This is a genomic window from Flavobacterium lacustre, assembly GCF_027474525.2.
In the GTDB taxonomy this organism is placed as follows: domain Bacteria; phylum Bacteroidota; class Bacteroidia; order Flavobacteriales; family Flavobacteriaceae; genus Flavobacterium; species Flavobacterium lacustre.
Window position 1 is genome coordinate 2,456,026 of the sequence record NZ_CP114882.2, and the last position, 19,221, is coordinate 2,475,246.

Below are 19,221 nucleotides of genomic sequence, written 5' to 3' on the forward strand. Positions count from 1 at the left end.
TTGAACGTCGCCGTTTCGTAGCAAGCAGTTATAGGTTGTTCCGGTTTAGTTCCTGTTTGTATTGAACGTCGCCGTTTCGTGGTTTAGTACCCGTTACCTCCCAAGCACAAGAAACGGTATTGAACGTCGCCGTTTCGTAGCAAGCCACAGCAGGTTGTTCCGGTTTAGTTCCTGTTACCTCCCAAGCACAAGAAACGGTATTGAAAGTCGCCGTTTCGTAGCAAGCCAAAGTAGGTTGCTCCGGTTTAGTACCTGTTACCTCCCAAGCACAAGAAACGGTATTGAACGTCGCTGTTTCGTAGCAAGCAGTTATAGGTTGCTCCGGTTTAGTACCCGTTACTTCCCAAGCACAAGAAACGGTATTGAACGTCGCCGTTTCGTAGCAAGCAGTTATAGGTTGTTCCGGTTTAGTTCCTGTTACCTCCCAAGCACAAGAAACGGTATTGAACGTCGCCGTTTCGTAGCAAGCCACAGCAGGTTGTTCCGGTTTAGTACCCGTTACCTCCCAAGCACAAGAAACGGTATTGAAAGTCGCCGTTTCGAAGCAAGCAGTTATAGGTTGTTCTGGTTTAGTTCCTGTTACCTCCCAAGCACAAGAAACGGTATTGAACGTGGCCGTTTCATAGCAAGCAGTTATAGGTTGTTCTGGTTTAGTTCCTGTTACCTCCCAAGCACAAGAAACGGTATTGAACGTCGCCGTTTCGTAGCAAGCAGTTATAGGTTGTTCTGGTTTAGTTCCTGTTACCTCCCAAGTACAAGAAACGGTATTGAAATTCGCCGTTTCGTAGCAAGCCAAAGCAGGTTGCTCCGGTTTAGTACCGGTTACCTCCCAAGCACAAGAAACGGTATTGAACGTCGCCGTTTCGTAGCAAGCCAAAGCAGGTTGCTCCGGTTTAGTACCTGTTACTTCCCAAGCACAAGAAACGGTATTGAAAGTCGCCGTTTCGTAGCAAGCCACAGCAGGTTGCTCCGGTTTAGTCCCTGTTACCTCCCAAGCACAAGAAACGGTATTGAACGTCGCCGTTTCGTAGCAAGCCACAGCAGGTTGTTCCGGTTTAGTCCCCGTTACTTCCCAAGCACAAGAAACGGTATTGAACGTCGCCGTTTCGTAGCAAGCAGTTATAGGTTGTTCTGGTTTAGTTCCTGTTACCTCCCAAGTACAAGAAACAGTATTGAACGTCGCCGTTTCGTAGCAAGCAGTTATAGGTTGTTCTGGTTTAGTTCCTGTTACCTCCCAAGCACAAGAAACGGTATTGAAAGTCGCTGTTTCGTAGCAAGCCACAGCAGGTTGTTCTGGTTTAGTGCCGGTTACCTCCCAAGCACAAGAAACGGTATTGAAAGTCGCCGTTTCGTAGCAAGCCAAAGCAGGTTGGTCCGGTTTAGTACCCGTTACTTCCCAAGCACAAGAAACGGTATTGAACGTCGCCGTTTCGTAGCAAGCAGTTATAGGTTGTTCTGGTTTAGTTCCTGTTACCTCCCAAGCACAAGAAACGGTATTGAAAGTCGCCGTTTCGTAGCAAGCCAAAGCAGGTTGCTCCGGTTTAGTACCTGTTACTTCCCAAGCACAAGAAACGGTATTGAAAGTCGCCGTTTCGTAGCAAGCCACAGCAGGTTGCTCAGGTTTAGTCCCTGTTACCTCCCAAGCACAAGAAACGGTATTGAACGTCGCCGTTTCATAACAAGCAGTTAGAGGTTGCTCCGGTTTAGTTCCTGTTACCTCCCAAGCACAAGAACCTGTGTTGAACGTTGCCGTTTCGTAGCAAGCAGTTATAGGTTGTTCTGGTTTAGTTCCTGTTACCTCCCAAGCACAAGAAACGGTATCGAATGTAGCTGTTTCATAGCAAGCAGTTATAGGTTGTTCTGGTTTAGTTCCTGTTACCTCCCAAGCACAAGAAACCGTATTGAACGTCGCCGTTTCGTAGCAAGCCACAGCAGGTTGCTCCGGTTTAGTCCCTGTTACCTCCCAAGCACAAGAAACGGTATTGAACGTCGCCGTTTCGTAGCAAGCAGTTATAGGTTGTTCTGGTTTAGTTCCTGTTACCTCCCAAGCACAAGAAAGGGTATTGAAAGTCGCTGTTTCGTAGCAAGCAGTTATAGGTTGCTCCGGTTTAGTACCCGTTACCTCCCAAGTACAAGAAACCGTATTGAAAGTCGCTGTTTCGTAGCAAGCTAAAGCAGGTTGTTCCGGTTTAGTACCCGTTACCTCCCAAGTACAAGAAACGGTATTGAAAGTCGCCGTTTCGTAGCAGGCTAATCCTATTGGTTTTGTCGGACCATTCACTGTAACAATTTGTTCACAAGTTGCTTTGTTTCCACATGCATCTGTGACTGTCCATGTAACAGTAGTATCACCAATAGGAAATATTGCAGGAGCATTATTTGTCACTGTAGGTGTAGAACAATTATCATCAATTGTAGGGTTTCCTAATGTAACATTTGATGCTCCACAAGTTCCTAAATCTGTATTTACAATAATATTTGTAGGACAAATAATTGTTGGTAAGATATTATCGTTTACTGTTATGTTTTGAATAAATTCTGAAGAGTTCCCACAAACATCAGTTGCTTTATATGTTCTTATAATACTGAATTTATTTGCGCAAGTTCCTGAAATAATTTCATCACCTAAATGACTGATAATAACAGATTCCTGACAATTGTCAGTAGCGGTAATAGCTGATATATTTATTGCAGGTACATCAGCGGAACAAAGAACAGTCGTATCTAATGATCCTGCTGTATTAGAAATAACAGGGGGAGTTGTATCTTTTATTGTGATTGTTTGACTCACTGATGTTATACCACATGCAGAGGTTATTTGAAAAGTTCTATTAACTATAATTGGACATGTACCACTTTTTGTATCTATATAAGACAGTGAATACATCCCAACATTTGCATTATTGGAGAATGAACCTCCTGCTGTTGTTAATTGTGATAAAGTAATATTAACAGCAGTTTCACGATAAGCAAGGTTTGTAATAGCACTAGTGGAACAGCCTTCAATAGTTGTATTAGTTGGGCCTGTAATTAATGGTTTTGGATACACAAGTACTTTTAATTCTTTTTTTGGACCAATACAAGAGTTAGTTTGTCCTTCGGCAACATAATAAGTAAACTCACCTGCAGTAGTTGTAGAAGGTGTTATTGATGTTTGAGCAGAAGAGGTTAACGTAGTATAATAATATAATGTATAGGCAGGATTGCTTGCTGTTGCTGTTAAAGGCTGAGCAACATCGTCTATACAATATTTAATATCAGTTGTGGAAGGTTGTGAAGTAATGTCAGTTACTATTATTTTAAATTCAAAATAACAACCGTTACTTACTCCAGGAGGAACTGCATAATAGGTTGAAGTTCCTACTACCGCTGGAAAAGGGTTGTTTATTGTATATTCGATTGTTGACCCTGTTACTATTGGATACGAACTATAAAAAGTAGATCCTGGAGGAAATGCACCGCTGATATCAGTAATAGGAATTGTTGTTGCTTCTTTGCAAAATGTAAAAGAAGTAATTGGAGGGGTGGACTGACAGTTGGTATTAACAAAATCTGCTGCATTAATGGTAATTACATGTGGAGCAGGTATCACATTTCCTTCACAATTTCCTCCCGAAGTATATCCTTGAATTAATGATTTATTACTTACACTTACTAATGAATTTACACCAACACCATTTAACAAGCCGTTGACAAGAACTACATTATTACAGTTTGCATTTTTTAGTAAAGTACAATCTTCAGTTACATTAAATTTGAATGAAAGCTCAGCTAATACAGTATTTGGGTCATTATTTGCGGGTAATGGTAATGTACCAAAATCCCATACAATAGATCCATTTGCACCAACGGTAGGTTCAAAAGTTAAATTATTAGGGGTTGGATTTGGAGAGAAATTAATGGTCTTTTGAGCACTATTAGCTACATATGTTGTATTGTAAGGAACGGGAATTGTAATTTTTGTGTCTTTTACAGGTTCTGTTCCTCTATTTTTTATTTGAATTTTATACTCTAATTGTTGACCAGGTAGAGCAGTATAAGGTCCGGCGCCAGCTGGTGAACCATTAATTGAAACAGCCGAAACAACTCCTTCAATTTCAGGAACATAAGCATCAACGGCCATGGCAATTGCGAAAATTACATAAGTGTCAATTGTTGATCCGTATTGAAAATTAGTTGAATTTTGATTATTTCCTATTATACTTTTGTCTGAATTAGGTAAATTAAACATACTAATGTCTAATCCTGAATTGTTTGTTAAAATTGGATTTCTAGCATTTCCACCTGTTTGAATAGATGAATTAAAGAAGTTATTTGTTGTGTTTCCGGTATGATTCAGACTTAAATAATTCGAAGAATTTAATTTTTGTATTTTGAAATAATCGCCGGTATAATTCACATCACCTTCACCAGCCATTATTCCTAATTTAATGCCTACATCACCAGTTGTAACAGAATTAAAACCTGTAACCGGAATGTTATAATTTACAGTTGTACTTTCTTTTACCCAGGCATGACCATCAAAAATAGTGATATCTCTATTTTTCATAGCAGAATTTTCATAGACAACAATTAATCCCCAACCTCCGTAAGTTCCGATATCACCACCTAAATTTCCTTCTTTTAAGGCTATATCTGCAGCAAAATATTCCCCAATTCCATGATCTTTTACATAGGAAGTAACTTCTGCATAAGCGGTATACATAAAACCGTCTTTTGTCGTAGGGAAATATATATCGGTAGCGGTAAATTCATCGTAAGTCGATGATCCTGGACCCTTAAATGAAATTTTTCTTTTATTTAAAGTCTTGGTTAAAGAACCTTTTGTAACAGAAAAATTATCTGGATTAGGATTGCTTTGCGATACTCGTCCTGTCCAATATAAACCCGCATATACAACTTTTGCACAACTTGAAGCGATACCATTATCAGTCGGTAATACTAATGTTGATGAGGATGAATTTAAAGTATTTGGATCACCGTCAATGTCAACATACTTCATAGTATTGTTTCCATTGGTTTTTGAATCTGTATAATCTTGAAGTGTTAAATTAGTATTACCCATCATGGTAAAATTTCCTTTAACATTATACGTCTTTTTCGAAGGAGTAAATGAAGAAGTTCGTTCCTTAAACGGAACCATAACTTGCGCATTTGATGTAAAATAGCTTCCTAGTATAAAAAATAATATAAATAAATAGTTGATTTTATTTGCTATTATATAATGAGAGTAGTTTTTTTTCATAACGATAACTTTTAATGGTGATTTATCAGATGATCAATTTATCCTCCAATTGATATTTTGTAAATAATCGTGTATTGTGGATTAGGATTTTGTATCAATTGATTGATATTCATTTCGTTAGTCTGAATGTTTGATAAAATATAGATGTATTTTAATTTGTTGAAACCTGAAAACTGTGATAAATCGATAGTTTTGCTTAAATCTGAAATAGAATTAATCTCAATAGTGACTATTTCAATATCATTTTTTAAAGTTGCTGATGAACCAATCGTACTTATTGAATTGATTTCTGTAAAAAAAGAAGTTGGTTTTTCTCCATATGTTTTTATTTCCCCTGAAAAAAAATAGACAGCTGATTGTAGATCATATAATAAATGTTCTAATTCAGTTGCACTAGCATTCTGCCCAGATGCCTTTAAATTCTGTATGTAAGAATCAGATGGAATGGATTGAGAATAAATAGTTGTACTATATAACACAAAAGCAATAAAAGGTAATATGCTTTTTAACGAAAAAGATAATCGGTTGTAAACTGCGATTATGTGTTCGGATTGCTTAAAAATTTGATTTGGGATATTTGTTTTCATACAATCAGGATTTTAATTTTTTGTAAAATATTTTGATATAAAAAGTTGTTTCATAATTTAATTTTAAATCATATTTTTCAATTTTGAAAAAAAAGTAAGAATATAAAGTTAAATGCAAGGAGTTGATTTGGTGCTTTTTATCTGTAAAAAACCTAAATAATCGATGAAAGGACGTTTTTAGTTAAAAAAAATAAAAAATTAGTATATTTTTAACTAATGTTTGTTAACATGTGTTTGATTTTGTGTTAATTAGGTTTGGTATTTTTTAATTTGTCTTAATAACTTTTTTGGGATAACAATTTGAAAATGTTTTTTATATAAAAGTTTAAAAAATAAGATGATAAACTTTTCTTTTGTAAATTGTAGCTTAAATATTGGATGCTTTGTAAAACCAATTAAGAAAAGATACTCTACTATGAAAAATTTAATATTAATTAGACATGCAAAATCAAGTTGGGAAGCTCCATTAAAAGATTTTGACAGACCTTTAATTAAGAATGGTATTCTTGATGCTCATTTGGTTTCTTCGAATATATCTGATTTTATTCCGAAAACGTATCTAATTTGGAGTAGTCCTGCCAGAAGAGCTTCTGATACAGCACTTATTTTTGCTCAAAATATAGTATATCCAATTGAAAGTATCGTTTATAAAAAGGAACTGTATACATTTGATGAAAACCAATTGGAAAAAGAGATTAAATTATGTGATAATAGTTTTGAAAGTGTTATTCTTTTCGGACATAACGAGGCTATTACAAATTTTGTTAATAAATTTGGAGATGTTTTTATAGAAAATGTTCCCACCTCCGGATTTGTATCTTTACAATTTGATACCGACAGTTGGGTGAATATCAATAAAGGCAAAACCAAAAAAACAGTATTCCCAAAAGATTTAAAATAAAAATTGTGTTAGAACAAAAATATATTGACAGAGAAAAAAGCTGGTTGGCTTTTAATGCAAGAGTACTTCAAGAAGCGTCAGATGAATCAGTACCACTTTTAGACAGACTTCGATTTTTAGGGATTTTTTCTAATAATTTAGATGAATTTTTTAGAGTTCGTTTCGCTGCAATCAGACGATTAAGTTTAACAGGAATATCAGGTGAAAAGTATCTTGGAGGCGTTTCTGCACAACAATTGCTTAAAGATATTACTGAAATAGTTATTAATCAACAAGCAGAAAGTTTAGAAATTCTTAGTGATATAGAAGCTAAGCTTGAAACTGAAAACATATTTACAATTGATGAAAATAATGTTTCGGCAGAGCAGAGAAATTTTATAAAAGATTTTTTTGTTCAAAAAGTTAGCCCGGAATTAGTTACAATTATCCTTAATGATTTGGCACAATTTCCATTATTGAAAGATACTTCAGGATATTTGGCTGTTAAATTAGTGATGAATAGTAAGGATAAAGCAGTTTCTTTAAATGAAACTAAACCAAAATTAGAAGTTCGCTATGCAGTAATCGAAATTCCAAAAACAATCAACCGATTCGTAGTTTTACCTTCCGAAAATGAAAAGCAATATGTAATCATGTTAGATGATGTAATCCGACTTAATTTAAGCAGGATTTTTGACATTTTTGATTACGAAAGTGTTTCGGCACACATGATAAAAATTACAAGAGATGCACAATTAGACATCGACAGTGATTTGAGTAAAAGTATGCTTGAAAAAATTGCTACAAGTGTAAAAGATCGAAGAATTGGGGAGCCGGTTCGTTTTATTTATGATCAATCTATAGAAAAAGATACTTTAAAATATTTCCTTTCCAATATGGGAATTGATGCCACCGATAGTATAATTCCAGGTGGAAGATATCATAACAGGAGAGATTATATGGATTTTCCAAACCTTGGGAGATTCGATTTATTGTATAAAAGTAATCCACCTTTGCAAATTCCAGGATTGAGTTTGGATGAAAATATCATGAAAAAAATTGCCCTGAAAGATTACATGATTCATGCGCCATACCAATCTTATTCGTATGTTATCAAGTTTTTGCGCGAAGCAGCTTTGGATCCAAAAGTTACTTCTATAAAAATTACATTGTATCGATTGGCCAAAAATTCACAGATTATTAGTTCGCTTATAAATGCGGCCAAAAATGGTAAAAAAGTAACTGTTCAAATAGAATTGCAAGCTCGTTTCGATGAAGCCAGCAATATATCGTATGCGGAACAAATGCAAACCGAAGGAATTGAACTCATTTTTGGAATTAAAGGATTAAAAGTACACAGCAAAATTTGTGTAATCGAAAGAATTGAAAACAAAAAAGTGAAGCGTTACGGGATTATTTCCAGCGGAAATTTCAATGAGACAACAGCAAAATTTTATACAGATGTAACCCTTTTTACCTGCCATCAAAAAATTCTAAAAGACATTTCTAAAATTTTTGATTTTTTCGAAATAAACTATAGAATACATCGTTACAAACATCTTATTGTTTCACCTCATTACACCAGAACTCGTTTCTACAAAATGATTGACAGAGAAATTGTTCACGCAATAGCAGGTAGAAAAACATATATGAAATTGAAAATGAACAGTTTGTCTGACTTTGATATGATTGATAAATTATATGAAGCCAGTAGAGCAGGGGTGAAAATACAACTCGAGGTGAGAGGAATTTGCTCGTTAATTCCAGGAATTACTGGAATGAGCGAAAATATAGAAGCCATAAGTATCGTTGATAATTATTTAGAACATTCAAGAATTTATATTTTTGGAAATGCTGGACTAACCGAAGTTTATATTTCTTCGGCAGATATTATGACCAGAAATATAGACGGAAGAGTTGAAGTGACTTGCCCAATTTATGATCAGGACATCAAACAAGAATTAATAGATATTTTTGATTTAGCATGGAAAGGCAATGTTAAAGCCAGATATCATTCTCATAAATTAGACAATAAATACAGAGAAAGAGGAGATAATCCTGTTTTTAGGGCTCAATTAGAAACCTATAAATACTATCAAAATAAAATAACCGTAGAAGAGGAAATCGTTTAATTCTAAATTTGGTTTTTGGAAAAACGTTTATCAAATAAAGGAATTAACAAATCAACGAATCATCAGGAAATGATAAAAATAAAAAAATATGCAGCAATTGATATTGGATCTAACGCGATGCGTTTATTGATTGCAAATATTGTGGAACAAGACGGTAAAGAAACACAATTTAGTAAAAGTTCTTTGGTTCGTGTCCCAATCCGTTTAGGACAGGATGCCTTTACTGTTGGTGCAATTTCCGAAGAAAATATAGAAAGAATGTGTGATGCTATGAAAGCTTTTAATCTGTTGATGAAAGTGCATAAAGTAGAGCGTTATATGGCATTTGCAACTTCAGCAATGCGTGAAGCTTATAATGGAAAGGAAGTTGTAGCAATCATCAAGAAAAAAGCCGATATAAAAATTGAAATTATTGACGGAAAAAAAGAAGCTGCCATTATTGCGTCAACTGATTTACATCATTTGCTGAAAACAGACAAAACCTATCTTTTTGTAGATGTTGGTGGTGGAAGTACGGAGTTTACTTTATTTTCGAATGGTAAAATGATTATTTCCAGATCTTTCAAAGCTGGAACGGTACGATTGCTGAATAATATGGTTTGTGATGTGGTTTGGGATGAAATAGAAAAATGGATTAAAACAAATACCAGTGATTATGACGAAGTAACATTGATTGGTTCCGGTGGAAATATCAATAAATTATTCAAAATGTCTGGTAAGCAACAAGAAAAGCCATTGTCTTACATCTATATTAACTCGCAATATGCTTTTTTGAATTCACTTACTTACGAACAACGAATTGCAGAATTAGGTTTGAATTCAGATCGTGCCGATGTAATTATACCTGCAACACGAATTTATCTTAATGCAATGAAATGGAGTGGCGCCAGAAATATTTATGTGCCAAAAATAGGTTTAGCAGATGGAATTGTAAAAGCCATGTATTATGGAAAAATTTAAAAAGCCCGTTTACAGTTGATTTTTAGACCGAAAAATAAATAGTATTTTACTCAAAATTATTCATAGACTCAATTAAAAACAAAACGTTTTTTAATTGAGTTTATGCATTAATATCTAATCCAAAAGTAGTTCTCAAGAGTTCTATATTAGGATTTATTTCATGTAATCTGTTGTAGCGATCCTGGTCATTGAAACTTCTTTTACTTTCAAAACTTTCGTTTACTATTACTTCAATAGTAATGTCATGATTGTGTAAATGTCCTTTTAAATATCCTAAAAGCCCATTAAGTTCACTTTCAAAATCTAATTTTGAACCTTCATTTGGGAGTTCAATCGATATGGCGGTTCCGTTTAATTTTGGATCATTAATTAAGAGTAACGACTCCATAATTTTATATCCTTTATCGCCCAAACGTTGCGCATATTTGTTCCAATGCAGTAACATTTCAGTTTCCGAAAAAGCTTCTGTAGGTAAATGAGTGACTTCTTTTACAATGCCTTTATTATTTTCTTCTAATGCTTTTTTAGCACGAATACTAGACAAAGAAAGCGCTGAAATTTTTGTCCCATTGTCGTCCAAAGGGTTGTATTGAGGAATAATTGGAGTAACCGGAATAGGTTTTTGAATTTCAATAGCTGGAGTTTCAGTCCCTTTTTCTGCAACTTTAGTTGGAGTTTCTTCTTTGACAGCAGGTTTACTTTCAACTATAGAATAATCATTCCTTCTGTAATAAGTGGGCGGAATTATATATTGCTCAACTTTTTTTTTTCTCCATCAAAAGTGATAGAGGCAAGTTGCATCAAGCAAAGTTCAACGAGTAATCGCTGGTTTTGACTGACTTTATATTTCAAATCGCAATCATTTGCAATTTCAATACCTTTCAATAAAAAATCCTGGCTACATTTTTGAGCTTGTATTCCGTACATTTTTTGAGCTTGTTCACCAACTTCTAATAAAGAAAGTGTTGAAGGCGTTTTGCTGACTAATAAGTCTCTAAAATGAGACGCTAATCCGGATACAAAATGATGTGAATCAAAACCTTTTGATAAAATGTCATTGAAAGCCATCAGTAGTTCCGGAATTTTATTTTCTAGAATCAAATCCGTTACATTGATGTAGGTTTCATAGTCTAAAACATTCAAATTCTCAGTAACCGCTTGGCGTGTCAGGTTGCTTCCGCAAAATGAAACTACTCTGTCAAAAATTGACAACGCATCTCGCATGGCACCATCTGCTTTTTGAGCGATAATATGCAAAGCATCATCTTCATAATTGACTCCTTGACTTTCTGCTACATCGGCCAGATGTTCTTTAGCATCTTTTACAGTAATTCTTTTGAAATCAAATATTTGACAACGGGATAAAATCGTTGGTATAATTTTGTGTTTTTCGGTCGTAGCCAAAATAAAAATGGCGTGTTTTGGTGGTTCTTCCAATGTTTTCAAAAAAGCATTAAAAGCTGCCGAAGACAACATATGCACCTCATCAATAATATATACTTTGTATTGTCCGGTTTGCGGTGGAATTCGAACTTGGTCAATTAAATTACGAATATCATCAACAGAATTGTTTGAAGCTGCATCTAATTCGAAAACATTAAACGCAAAATCTTCATTTGGATCATCGTATCCGGGCTGATTTATTTTTCGAGCCAAAATACGGGCACAAGTTGTTTTACCCACACCACGAGGTCCTGTAAATAATAAGGCAGAAGCAAGGTGGTTGCTTTCTATGGCATTCAATAAAGTATTGGTAATGGCTTTTTGTCCCACAACATCTTTAAATGTTTGAGGACGATATTTACGAGCCGATACTACAAATTGTTCCATTAGAATTTTATTGGTTGACAAATATAGCAGGAAATAATCCAAATGCCAAAAAACAAATCCCAAAATCAATAATCATTATATTTTAAAATTTCCAAGCAATTATTTTCAACTGCTCATGCTTAATTTATTTAAAACAATCGTAGTTTCATCATCGGAATTTGCTGAAAATCCAGCTACAAAAACTCCTTTTTTACCAAAAACGGATTCTATCCCATACACCACAGATTCTTCATCGGGATCCGTATCTCCTTCATAGCGGTATATGTGTTTTACCTCATAATTTTGCGGATTTATTTTAATATCTTGTTGATGAAGGTTGAAATCATAGGTAAAACCCTTTTCATTCAAATCTTCTAAAGCTTCTAAAACTGTGGTATAATGATAGGTTGGTTTCATAATTAATGGAGATTAATTGTTTGATAATAAAGTTAAATAATTTATTATCAAGTAATTGCAAAACTATTGTTAAAGTAAATACACGAATCTTGGCAACCAATGATTAATATTGTAAGTTTGCGCCGCAGACCGCCTTATCGTCGTTCGCTTACAGCGAAGGGAGGAAAGTCCGGACACCATAGGGAAGCATAGCGGGTAATACCCGTCGGTTCGAGTAATCGGATTAGGACAAGTGCAACAGAAAGTATGTACAGATAATGCTGTAGTGAAACCAGGTAAACTCTATGCGGTGAAATATCAAGTATATCAGCATTTAAGGGCTTCTCGTCCGTTGCTGAAGGGTAGATAGCTTGAACTTACGAGTAATTGTAAGTCTAGATAAATGATAAGGCTCCGATTTTTCGGAGACAGAATCCGGCTTATAGGTCTGCATTTTTTTAATTCTTAATAGAACTTCCAGTCGCTTTTTTTGTGTTTTTCTTTCAAAAGATTTCCTTTTGTATATTTCCTTAATCTAAAATCTAAACTGCATATTAGTAAAATTTTTATTTTTACTTTATTTTAGGTATCCGGATAGCTTTTATAATTTAAAGTCATTTGTTTTAAATTATGAGTAGTATTATGAAGTTTGATTCTTTTTTAAAATATTTTTATTTTTTACAGTTATCAAAAAAAAGCATGTCAGAAATACCTGAATTTAGGATTTTAGCAATTTGCATATGATTAAGACTATATGTAATATCATAGATACTTTTTCAATGTCTGCTATTTTGTTAGATAATGAATTTAAAATTTTATATTTAAATAATTCCGCTTTAGAGGTAACTAAACTTTCATTGTCTGATGCTAAAGGAAATGATTGTAGTATTTATTTTCCAGATATTAATTTTTGTTTAGCCAATAAGTCAAAATCTGTAGAAACAAGATATATAGATACTAGTGGTAAAACTTTTGATATCGTTTTAAAATATGAAGAAGTGCTGTCAGATCTTTGCTCTGGTTTATTATACATAACTTCTGATCCTAAAACAGCGATTAATCAATCAAATTATTCTCAAATTAGATTAAATATATATAAAGAAAGACTTCATTTTTTTGAATCTTTTTTAAATCACTCCAATCAAGGAATTCAAGTTTTTAATAGTCAAGGTCTTTTGATTTATTTAAACAAAAGTGAAACGGCCAGACTTGGAATAAAATTAAGGCAACACACCCAATATCACATCTGGGAGATTGAATCCTATTTTGAGAATGAACTTCATTGGAAAAATGTAATAACAGAACTTAAGGCAAATAATCATTATAGTTTTTTATCAAAAAACATCCAAGACAATGGGAATGTTATTAATTTATCTGTAAATATTCAGTACAGAAAAATTAATGATGAAGAATATTTTGTTTTGACAAACACTGAAGTTTCAGATTATCTGATTCAAAAACATGTAGTTGAAGAAAAGGCCGATCAAGTTGTGCTATTTAATAAAAATATTCCGGCGGTTGTTTATCAATTTGTTGTTGATAAGAGTAAACAAGGGTATTTTACGTATGTAAATGAATCATTCGAAAAGATGTTTGGTTTTCAATTACCATTATTTGAGAAAAATTGGATCACTTGCTTAGAATTTGATGTGTCTTATTTAGAGCCATTTTTGAACTCATTAAATAATGTCATAAAACAGAAAGAAGAATATAATTATACCTGGAAATTAATGTTGCCTTCCGGCGTGAAAAAGTGGTTTCAAGTAAATGCGTTACCTACCTTATTAGAGGATAAAATAATTTACAGTGGAATAATTTTAGATATAACAGAACGAAAAGAACAGGAAGCCGAAAATAATAAAAAGCAAAAATTTAACGAAACTATTTTAGACAATATCCCAGCCGATATAGCTGTTTTTGATCAAAATCACAATTATCTTTATGTTAATTCAACTGGGATAAAGAACGAAGAGATTAGAAAATGGCTTATAGGTAAAAATGATTTTGATTATTGTGATTTCAGGGGAGTAGATACAACCATGGCAAAATCAAGAAGAAAACTTTTTGAAGAAGCTATGCGAACACAAAAGCAAGTAGAATGGATAGATGAATACCATAAGGAAGGTAAAGATAGTTATGTAATGCGAAGATTTTCACCGTCTATCATTGATGGTGAATTTAAATATATGATTGGTTATGGTGTTGATATTACAGAATTAAAAAACACACAGAATATTGTAATTAAAAACCAACAGCGTAATGATTTAATATTACAATCTTCATTCGATGCTGTAGTGAAATTTAATGCAAATGGAGCAATTACTTTTTGGAATCCCAAAGCAGCACTATATTTTGGTTGGAGTTCTGAAAATGTACTTGGAAAAAGAGTTTATGATGTCATTTTTCCAAAATCAACCAGGAATTTTCATGCTGAAGATGTAGAGCAGTATTTAATGACCGGTAAAGGATATACTTTTAATAAACTATTGGAACTTTCAGGTATTAATAAAAACAAAGGAGAATTTCCTATTGAAATAACTATTCTGCCTCTTACTGAAACAAATGAAGATGTTACTTTTTGTGCTTTTATCCGAGATATAACATCTAGAAAATCAAAAGAATTAGAAATACTAAAAGCGAACCAATTACTTAAAAATCAAAATACTGAATTAGAGCAATTTACTTATATCACATCACATGATTTACAAGAGCCTTTGCTTACGCTTATCAGTTTATCTGAACTTTTATTAGAGGAATACACTGAAGTATTAGATGAGGAAGGGAAGCTGTTTGTAGAATTTATAAACAAATCAGCCAATAGAATGAGGGCTTTAATTGCCGGATTGATGGAATATGCAAGAATTGATAAAAGAGAAGCACTCGAAGAAATTGATTGTAATGAATTATTAAAAATTGTCTTAACAGATTTAGATGATAGAATAAAAAGAAATACTGCAGTGGTAACTATTGAAAATTTGCCTGTTCTGAAAGCATATCCTACGTATTTGCGATTGCTATTTCAAAATTTAATTAGTAATGCTATTAAGTTCAAAAAAGTAAATGGTACACCAGAGATTATAATTTCAGGAATTGAGCGTGATAAAGATTGGGTATTTACAGTTTCTGATAATGGAATTGGTATTGCCAAAAAAAATATTGAACAAATTTTCACCATATTCAAAAGACTCAATAGTCAAGAGGAGTATGAAGGATACGGTATTGGATTAGCACATTGTAAAAAAATTGTTAGTTTGCACGGAGGAGATATTTGGGTTGATTCAGTTTTAGAGGAAGGAAGTCGTTTTAATTTTACAATTACAAAGAAAATATAACAATGGGACATAGAATAGCGAATGTTTTGCTAATTGATGATGATAGCACCACAAATTATTTGCATAAAAGAGTAGTGTTAAAAACGAACTTATGTTCAACTCCAATTGTAGCTACCGATGGAGAAAAAGGGCTTGAGGCGTTGTTAGGAATAAATAATTCAAATATTAATTTTGAGGATTATGTCTTGATTTTTTTAGATCTAAATATGCCAGTCATGGACGGATGGAACTTTTTAAAGATTTTAGAGAAGATTAAAGAACAATTAAAGTTTAAATTTCTTCTGTTTGTAGTGAGCTCCTCTATAAATGGAGATGACATTGATCGGGCTGAAAAGAATTATTTAGTCGCTAAATATTTGAAAAAGCCAATGAATATTGAACTCATTGAAAATATGAAATTGGAGTTTTTATTGAATTAAGTTTGTAGTTTAAAATAAAAAACAATTCCAACTTTCGTCGGAATTATTATATGAATTGTAGTGAAATTTATTTGTTATTCTTCTTCAGAATTCACTATTCTGGAATCTTCATTTGTTTCTTTTTGTGATTCAAATTCAAAAAAACTAAAAATAGAACCTCCGTAACTTTTCTTGAAGGAGAAATGCATCATGTGATCCAGTTTGGTATATTTCGAATGTTCGATAACCATCATTCCTTCTTCATTTAGCAATTCTTTTTCGAAAACTAATAAGATGATTTTCTCGAAAGTTTTTTGGTCCAAAGCATAAGGTGGATCCGCAAAAATAATATCATATGACGTTTTGCATCTTTCTAAATACGTGAAAACATCACTTTTTGTGGCGGCAATATTAAAATCATATTCGGCTGCGACTTGTTTGATGAATTTTACACAACCAAAATCACCATCAACAGAAGTGATTGGCATGCTTCCCCTTGAAGCAAATTCGTAACTGATATTTCCGGTTCCTGCGAATAAATCTAATACTTTAAGTCCTTCAAAACTGAAATGGTTGTTCAAAACATTAAATAATGCTTCTTTAGACATGTCGGTTGTGGGGCGAACGGGCAATCCTTTTGGTGGAAAAATGCGTCTTCCTTTGTATTTTCCTGAAATGATTCTCATGAGTTGAAAAGTATAAAATGATTTCTGTTTTCGGCCTCAGAAAAATAATTGTTCCATCGCAAATCTTCCACATCTAGGAGTGAAACGTTGCGAATGTATTTGTAAGCGATTTTGAAATAATCACTTTCGGTATCAATATTTCCGATTAGTTCCAATGGGAAATTTTCCGGATTTAAGTTCAATTGTTCGGCAGTAAATAAGATGTAATACAAGAAATCTTCCGGCGTGTTGTAATCAAATGAATTGAAAAGCAATAATTTTTGGTTCTGAACCACAATGATTTCAAAATGACCGGTATTAATATGTACAAACATTTTTTTATCATCCTTATTTTTCGAAGCAACTAATAATTTGGAAACCAAAATACTATTGGCATGTTTGTAATCGAAAGAACCAAATTGGTCAATAAAAAAATTATTGATATTCACATACGGAATGTAAACCGTATTCATTTGATAGTTCGGAATTTCATCAAAAGCAAAAAAATCAGTTTCAAAAACCTTCGTATTGTATTGCAAATAACTGCCTAAAAAGTTTTCGTCAAATAACGGTTCCGGAACAAAAGTAGAAAGATTATTGTTGTGAATCACCAAAATTTCATCATAGGAATCCTTTAATTCTGGATAATCTCGGAAAGCATCTGCAAATAAATCTTCAATTTTTGTGGCTTTATGAAACGTATCAAAATGCACTTCGTTAAAGGAAGTTACCGTATTATTTAGCGTATCAAAACAACAAAAAGAAAGTCCCGTCAAGGAAACTTGAATGGAAAGTTTTTTATATTTTTTTTCGGCTATATTCATAATACTATTGGTTTTTTCAACAACGCAAACTTACAAATTTTAAAATCAATAACAATTGCTATGGCAAAATTCAATAGCAGTAATTGAAAATTGAAATTGCTATTCACCTTGAAATTGAAAAAACATTCTTTACTTTGCAGTCAAATAACACGAAATGAATTCCTCCCTGTTTTATAGCCTTTTACAAAAAAAATTCCCTTTTCAACCCACGTATAAACAGGATGTTTTTTTTCAAAAAATCGCTATTTTTTTAACTGAAACCGATAATAGAACCATTTTTGTTTTAAAAGGATACGCAGGAACTGGAAAAACAACCGTAATTTCTACGATTGTAAATAGTTTATTAGACATTAATAAAAAATATGTTTTGCTCGCGCCAACGGGCCGTGCAGCTAAAGTAATTGCTAATTATTCGAACAAACCGGCTTTTACGATTCATAAAAAAATATACTTTCCCAAGAAATCTTCCGGTGGTGGCGTTTCGTTTACGTTGCAACAAAACAAACACAAGAATACTATTTTTATCGTAGATGAAGCTTCGATGATTTCGGATACCAATTCCGATTCTAAGTTATATGAAAATGGTTCTTTGCTTGATGATTTGATTTCCTATGTGTATTCAGGAACCAATTGCAAAATGATTTTACTGGGTGATACGGCTCAGTTGCCTCCGGTGAATTTGGATATCAGTCCGGCTTTGGACATTCGTACTTTGGGAATGAATTATGATAAAGAAGTAGAACATATTGAATTGGACGAAGTCATGCGTCAAGAAGAAAATTCCGGGATTTTGCATAATGCGACAGAGCTTCGGGAATTATTGAAAGATTCATTCATCACTGATTTCCAATTTGATCTTAAGAAATTCAAAGATATAGTCCGGTTGACCGATGGTTATGATATTCAGGATGCCATAAATTCCGCCTACAGCAATTACAGTATAGAGGACACCGCTTTTATTGTTCGTTCGAATAAAAGAGCGAATCAATATAATGAGCAAATCCGAACCAAAATCCTCGATAAAGAAAGCGAACTTTCCACAGGCGATTTTCTGATGGTGGTAAAAAACAATTATTTTTGGTTAAAAGATTCTGATGAAGCGGGTTTTATTGCCAATGGTGATATTATCGAAATATTAGAAATTTTTAATATCAAAGAATTATATGGTTTTAAGTTTGCCAAAGTAAAAATCCGAATGATTGATTACCCGAATCAGATTCCATTTGAAACGGTATTATTAATGGACACCATAAAAAGTGAATCGCCATCATTAACTTATGAAGAATCCAATAGATTGTATCAAGAAGTGTTGAAAGATTATGAAGGTGAAACCAAATTCAAGCAATTCCAAAAAGTGAAAGCCAACGAATATTTCAACGGTCTTCAAGTTAAATTTTCGTATGCAATTACGTGCCATAAATCTCAAGGTGGTCAATGGAATACCGTTTTTATAGAACAACCGTATTTGCCGGATGGCATCAATCGAGATTATATTCGCTGGTTATACACGGCTATGACCCGTGCCAAAAATAAATTATATTTAATAGGATTTAAGGATGAGAATTTTGTGGAATAAATTTAAAAAATAATGAAGCAAAGAATAGCACATATTGCTTTGGTTGTTACCGATTATGATGAGGCGATTGCTTTTTATACTCAAAAATTGCATTTTGATTTAATTGAAGATACTGTTTTAAATGATACAAAGCGATGGGTTTTAGTTGCACCAAAAGGTACAATTGGGTTCAGTTTGTTACTAGCAAAAGCAGTAAATAATGAACAATTAAATAGAGTAGGAAATCAAACTGGTGGACGCGTTTTTCTATTTTTAAATACTGATAATTTCGAAAGAGATTATCAAAATCTACTGGACAATCAAGTTGAAATTATTAGAAAACCTATCCTGGAAGCGTATGGTAAAGTAGCTGTTTTTGCTGATATTTACGGCAATCTTTGTGATTTGATAGAACGAACGGATAATCAAGGGTAAATA

The 19,221-nt window shown here is 33.3% G+C and carries 14 protein-coding genes and 1 other RNA gene; 8 read left to right on the forward strand and 7 right to left on the reverse strand.

The window, feature by feature from the left end; genetic code table 11:
* Window positions 1–28: 28 nt before the first annotated feature.
* Window positions 29–5,245, reverse strand: coding sequence for an HYR domain-containing protein (locus O6P34_RS10665; RefSeq protein WP_281324522.1), 5,217 nt, complete (start codon window positions 5,243–5,245; stop codon window positions 29–31).
* A gap of 38 nt (window positions 5,246–5,283) precedes the next feature.
* The gene (locus tag O6P34_RS10670) at window positions 5,284–5,832 is read right to left on the reverse strand and encodes a hypothetical protein (RefSeq protein WP_269684492.1); all 549 of its coding nucleotides are present in this window, start codon (window positions 5,830–5,832) and stop codon (window positions 5,284–5,286) included.
* 415 nt (window positions 5,833–6,247) lie between these two features.
* On the opposite strand from O6P34_RS10670, the gene O6P34_RS10675 reads away from it, so the two are divergent.
* The 3 genes from O6P34_RS10675 to O6P34_RS10685 all read left to right on the forward strand — a co-directional run bounded on the left by O6P34_RS10675 (window position 6,248) and on the right by O6P34_RS10685 (window position 9,804).
* Window positions 6,248–6,733, forward strand: coding sequence for a SixA phosphatase family protein (locus O6P34_RS10675; protein ID WP_269684493.1), 486 nt, complete (start codon window positions 6,248–6,250; stop codon window positions 6,731–6,733).
* Window positions 6,734–6,738: 5 nt separating this feature from the next.
* Complete coding sequence (gene ppk1, locus O6P34_RS10680; RefSeq protein ID WP_269684494.1) at window positions 6,739–8,844, forward strand: polyphosphate kinase 1; 2,106 nt, start codon at window positions 6,739–6,741, stop codon at window positions 8,842–8,844.
* 69 nt (window positions 8,845–8,913) lie between these two features.
* Window positions 8,914–9,804 carry a Ppx/GppA phosphatase family protein gene (locus O6P34_RS10685; protein WP_269686753.1) on the forward strand — a complete coding sequence of 297 codons (891 nt, stop codon included), beginning with the start codon at window positions 8,914–8,916 and terminating at the stop codon, window positions 9,802–9,804.
* A 100-nt stretch (window positions 9,805–9,904) separates the two neighbouring features.
* On the opposite strand, the gene O6P34_RS10690 is transcribed toward O6P34_RS10685, so the two are convergent.
* The 3 genes from O6P34_RS10690 to O6P34_RS10700 form a co-directional block, all read right to left on the reverse strand.
* Window positions 9,905–10,384 (reverse strand): DNA polymerase III subunit gamma/tau, encoded by a 480-nt coding sequence (locus O6P34_RS10690; RefSeq protein ID WP_269684495.1) that lies wholly within the window; start codon window positions 10,382–10,384, stop codon window positions 9,905–9,907.
* Between the two features lie 164 nt (window positions 10,385–10,548).
* Window positions 10,549–11,634: a DNA polymerase III subunit gamma/tau gene (gene dnaX, locus O6P34_RS10695; protein ID WP_269684496.1), complete on the reverse strand. Its 1,086-nt coding sequence runs from the start codon at window positions 11,632–11,634 to the stop codon at window positions 10,549–10,551.
* 105 nt (window positions 11,635–11,739) lie between these two features.
* Entirely contained in the window at window positions 11,740–12,030 is a 291-nt protein-coding gene (locus O6P34_RS10700; RefSeq protein ID WP_269684497.1) for a hypothetical protein, read from the reverse strand.
* A gap of 121 nt (window positions 12,031–12,151) precedes the next feature.
* Here O6P34_RS10700 and rnpB point away from each other — a divergent pair.
* The 3 genes from rnpB to O6P34_RS10715 all read left to right on the forward strand — a co-directional run bounded on the left by rnpB (window position 12,152) and on the right by O6P34_RS10715 (window position 15,760).
* Window positions 12,152–12,468, forward strand: an RNA gene (gene rnpB, locus O6P34_RS10705) — RNase P RNA component class A.
* Between the two features lie 320 nt (window positions 12,469–12,788).
* Window positions 12,789–15,341, forward strand: coding sequence for a PAS domain-containing sensor histidine kinase (locus tag O6P34_RS10710; protein ID WP_269684498.1), 2,553 nt, complete (start codon window positions 12,789–12,791; stop codon window positions 15,339–15,341).
* 2 nt (window positions 15,342–15,343) lie between these two features.
* Window positions 15,344–15,760 (forward strand): response regulator, encoded by a 417-nt coding sequence (locus O6P34_RS10715; protein WP_269684499.1) that lies wholly within the window; start codon window positions 15,344–15,346, stop codon window positions 15,758–15,760.
* A 74-nt stretch (window positions 15,761–15,834) separates the two neighbouring features.
* Here O6P34_RS10715 and O6P34_RS10720 read toward each other — a convergent pair whose 3' ends face one another.
* Window positions 15,835–16,425, reverse strand: coding sequence for an RsmD family RNA methyltransferase (locus O6P34_RS10720; protein ID WP_269684500.1), 591 nt, complete (start codon window positions 16,423–16,425; stop codon window positions 15,835–15,837).
* Window positions 16,422–17,228 (reverse strand): DUF3822 family protein, encoded by an 807-nt coding sequence (locus O6P34_RS10725; RefSeq protein ID WP_269684501.1) that lies wholly within the window; start codon window positions 17,226–17,228, stop codon window positions 16,422–16,424. Before O6P34_RS10725 ends, O6P34_RS10720 begins: the two co-directional genes overlap by 4 nt.
* 154 nt (window positions 17,229–17,382) lie before the next feature.
* Between O6P34_RS10725 and O6P34_RS10730 the strand changes: the two genes are divergently transcribed.
* Both O6P34_RS10730 and O6P34_RS10735 read left to right on the forward strand, forming a co-directional pair.
* Window positions 17,383–18,804: an ATP-dependent DNA helicase gene (locus O6P34_RS10730; RefSeq protein ID WP_269684502.1), complete on the forward strand. Its 1,422-nt coding sequence runs from the start codon at window positions 17,383–17,385 to the stop codon at window positions 18,802–18,804.
* A gap of 12 nt (window positions 18,805–18,816) precedes the next feature.
* A complete protein-coding gene (locus tag O6P34_RS10735; RefSeq protein ID WP_269684503.1) occupies window positions 18,817–19,218 on the forward strand; it encodes a VOC family protein in 402 nt (133 codons plus the stop codon).
* The last annotated feature ends 3 nt before the right edge of the window (window positions 19,219–19,221 follow it).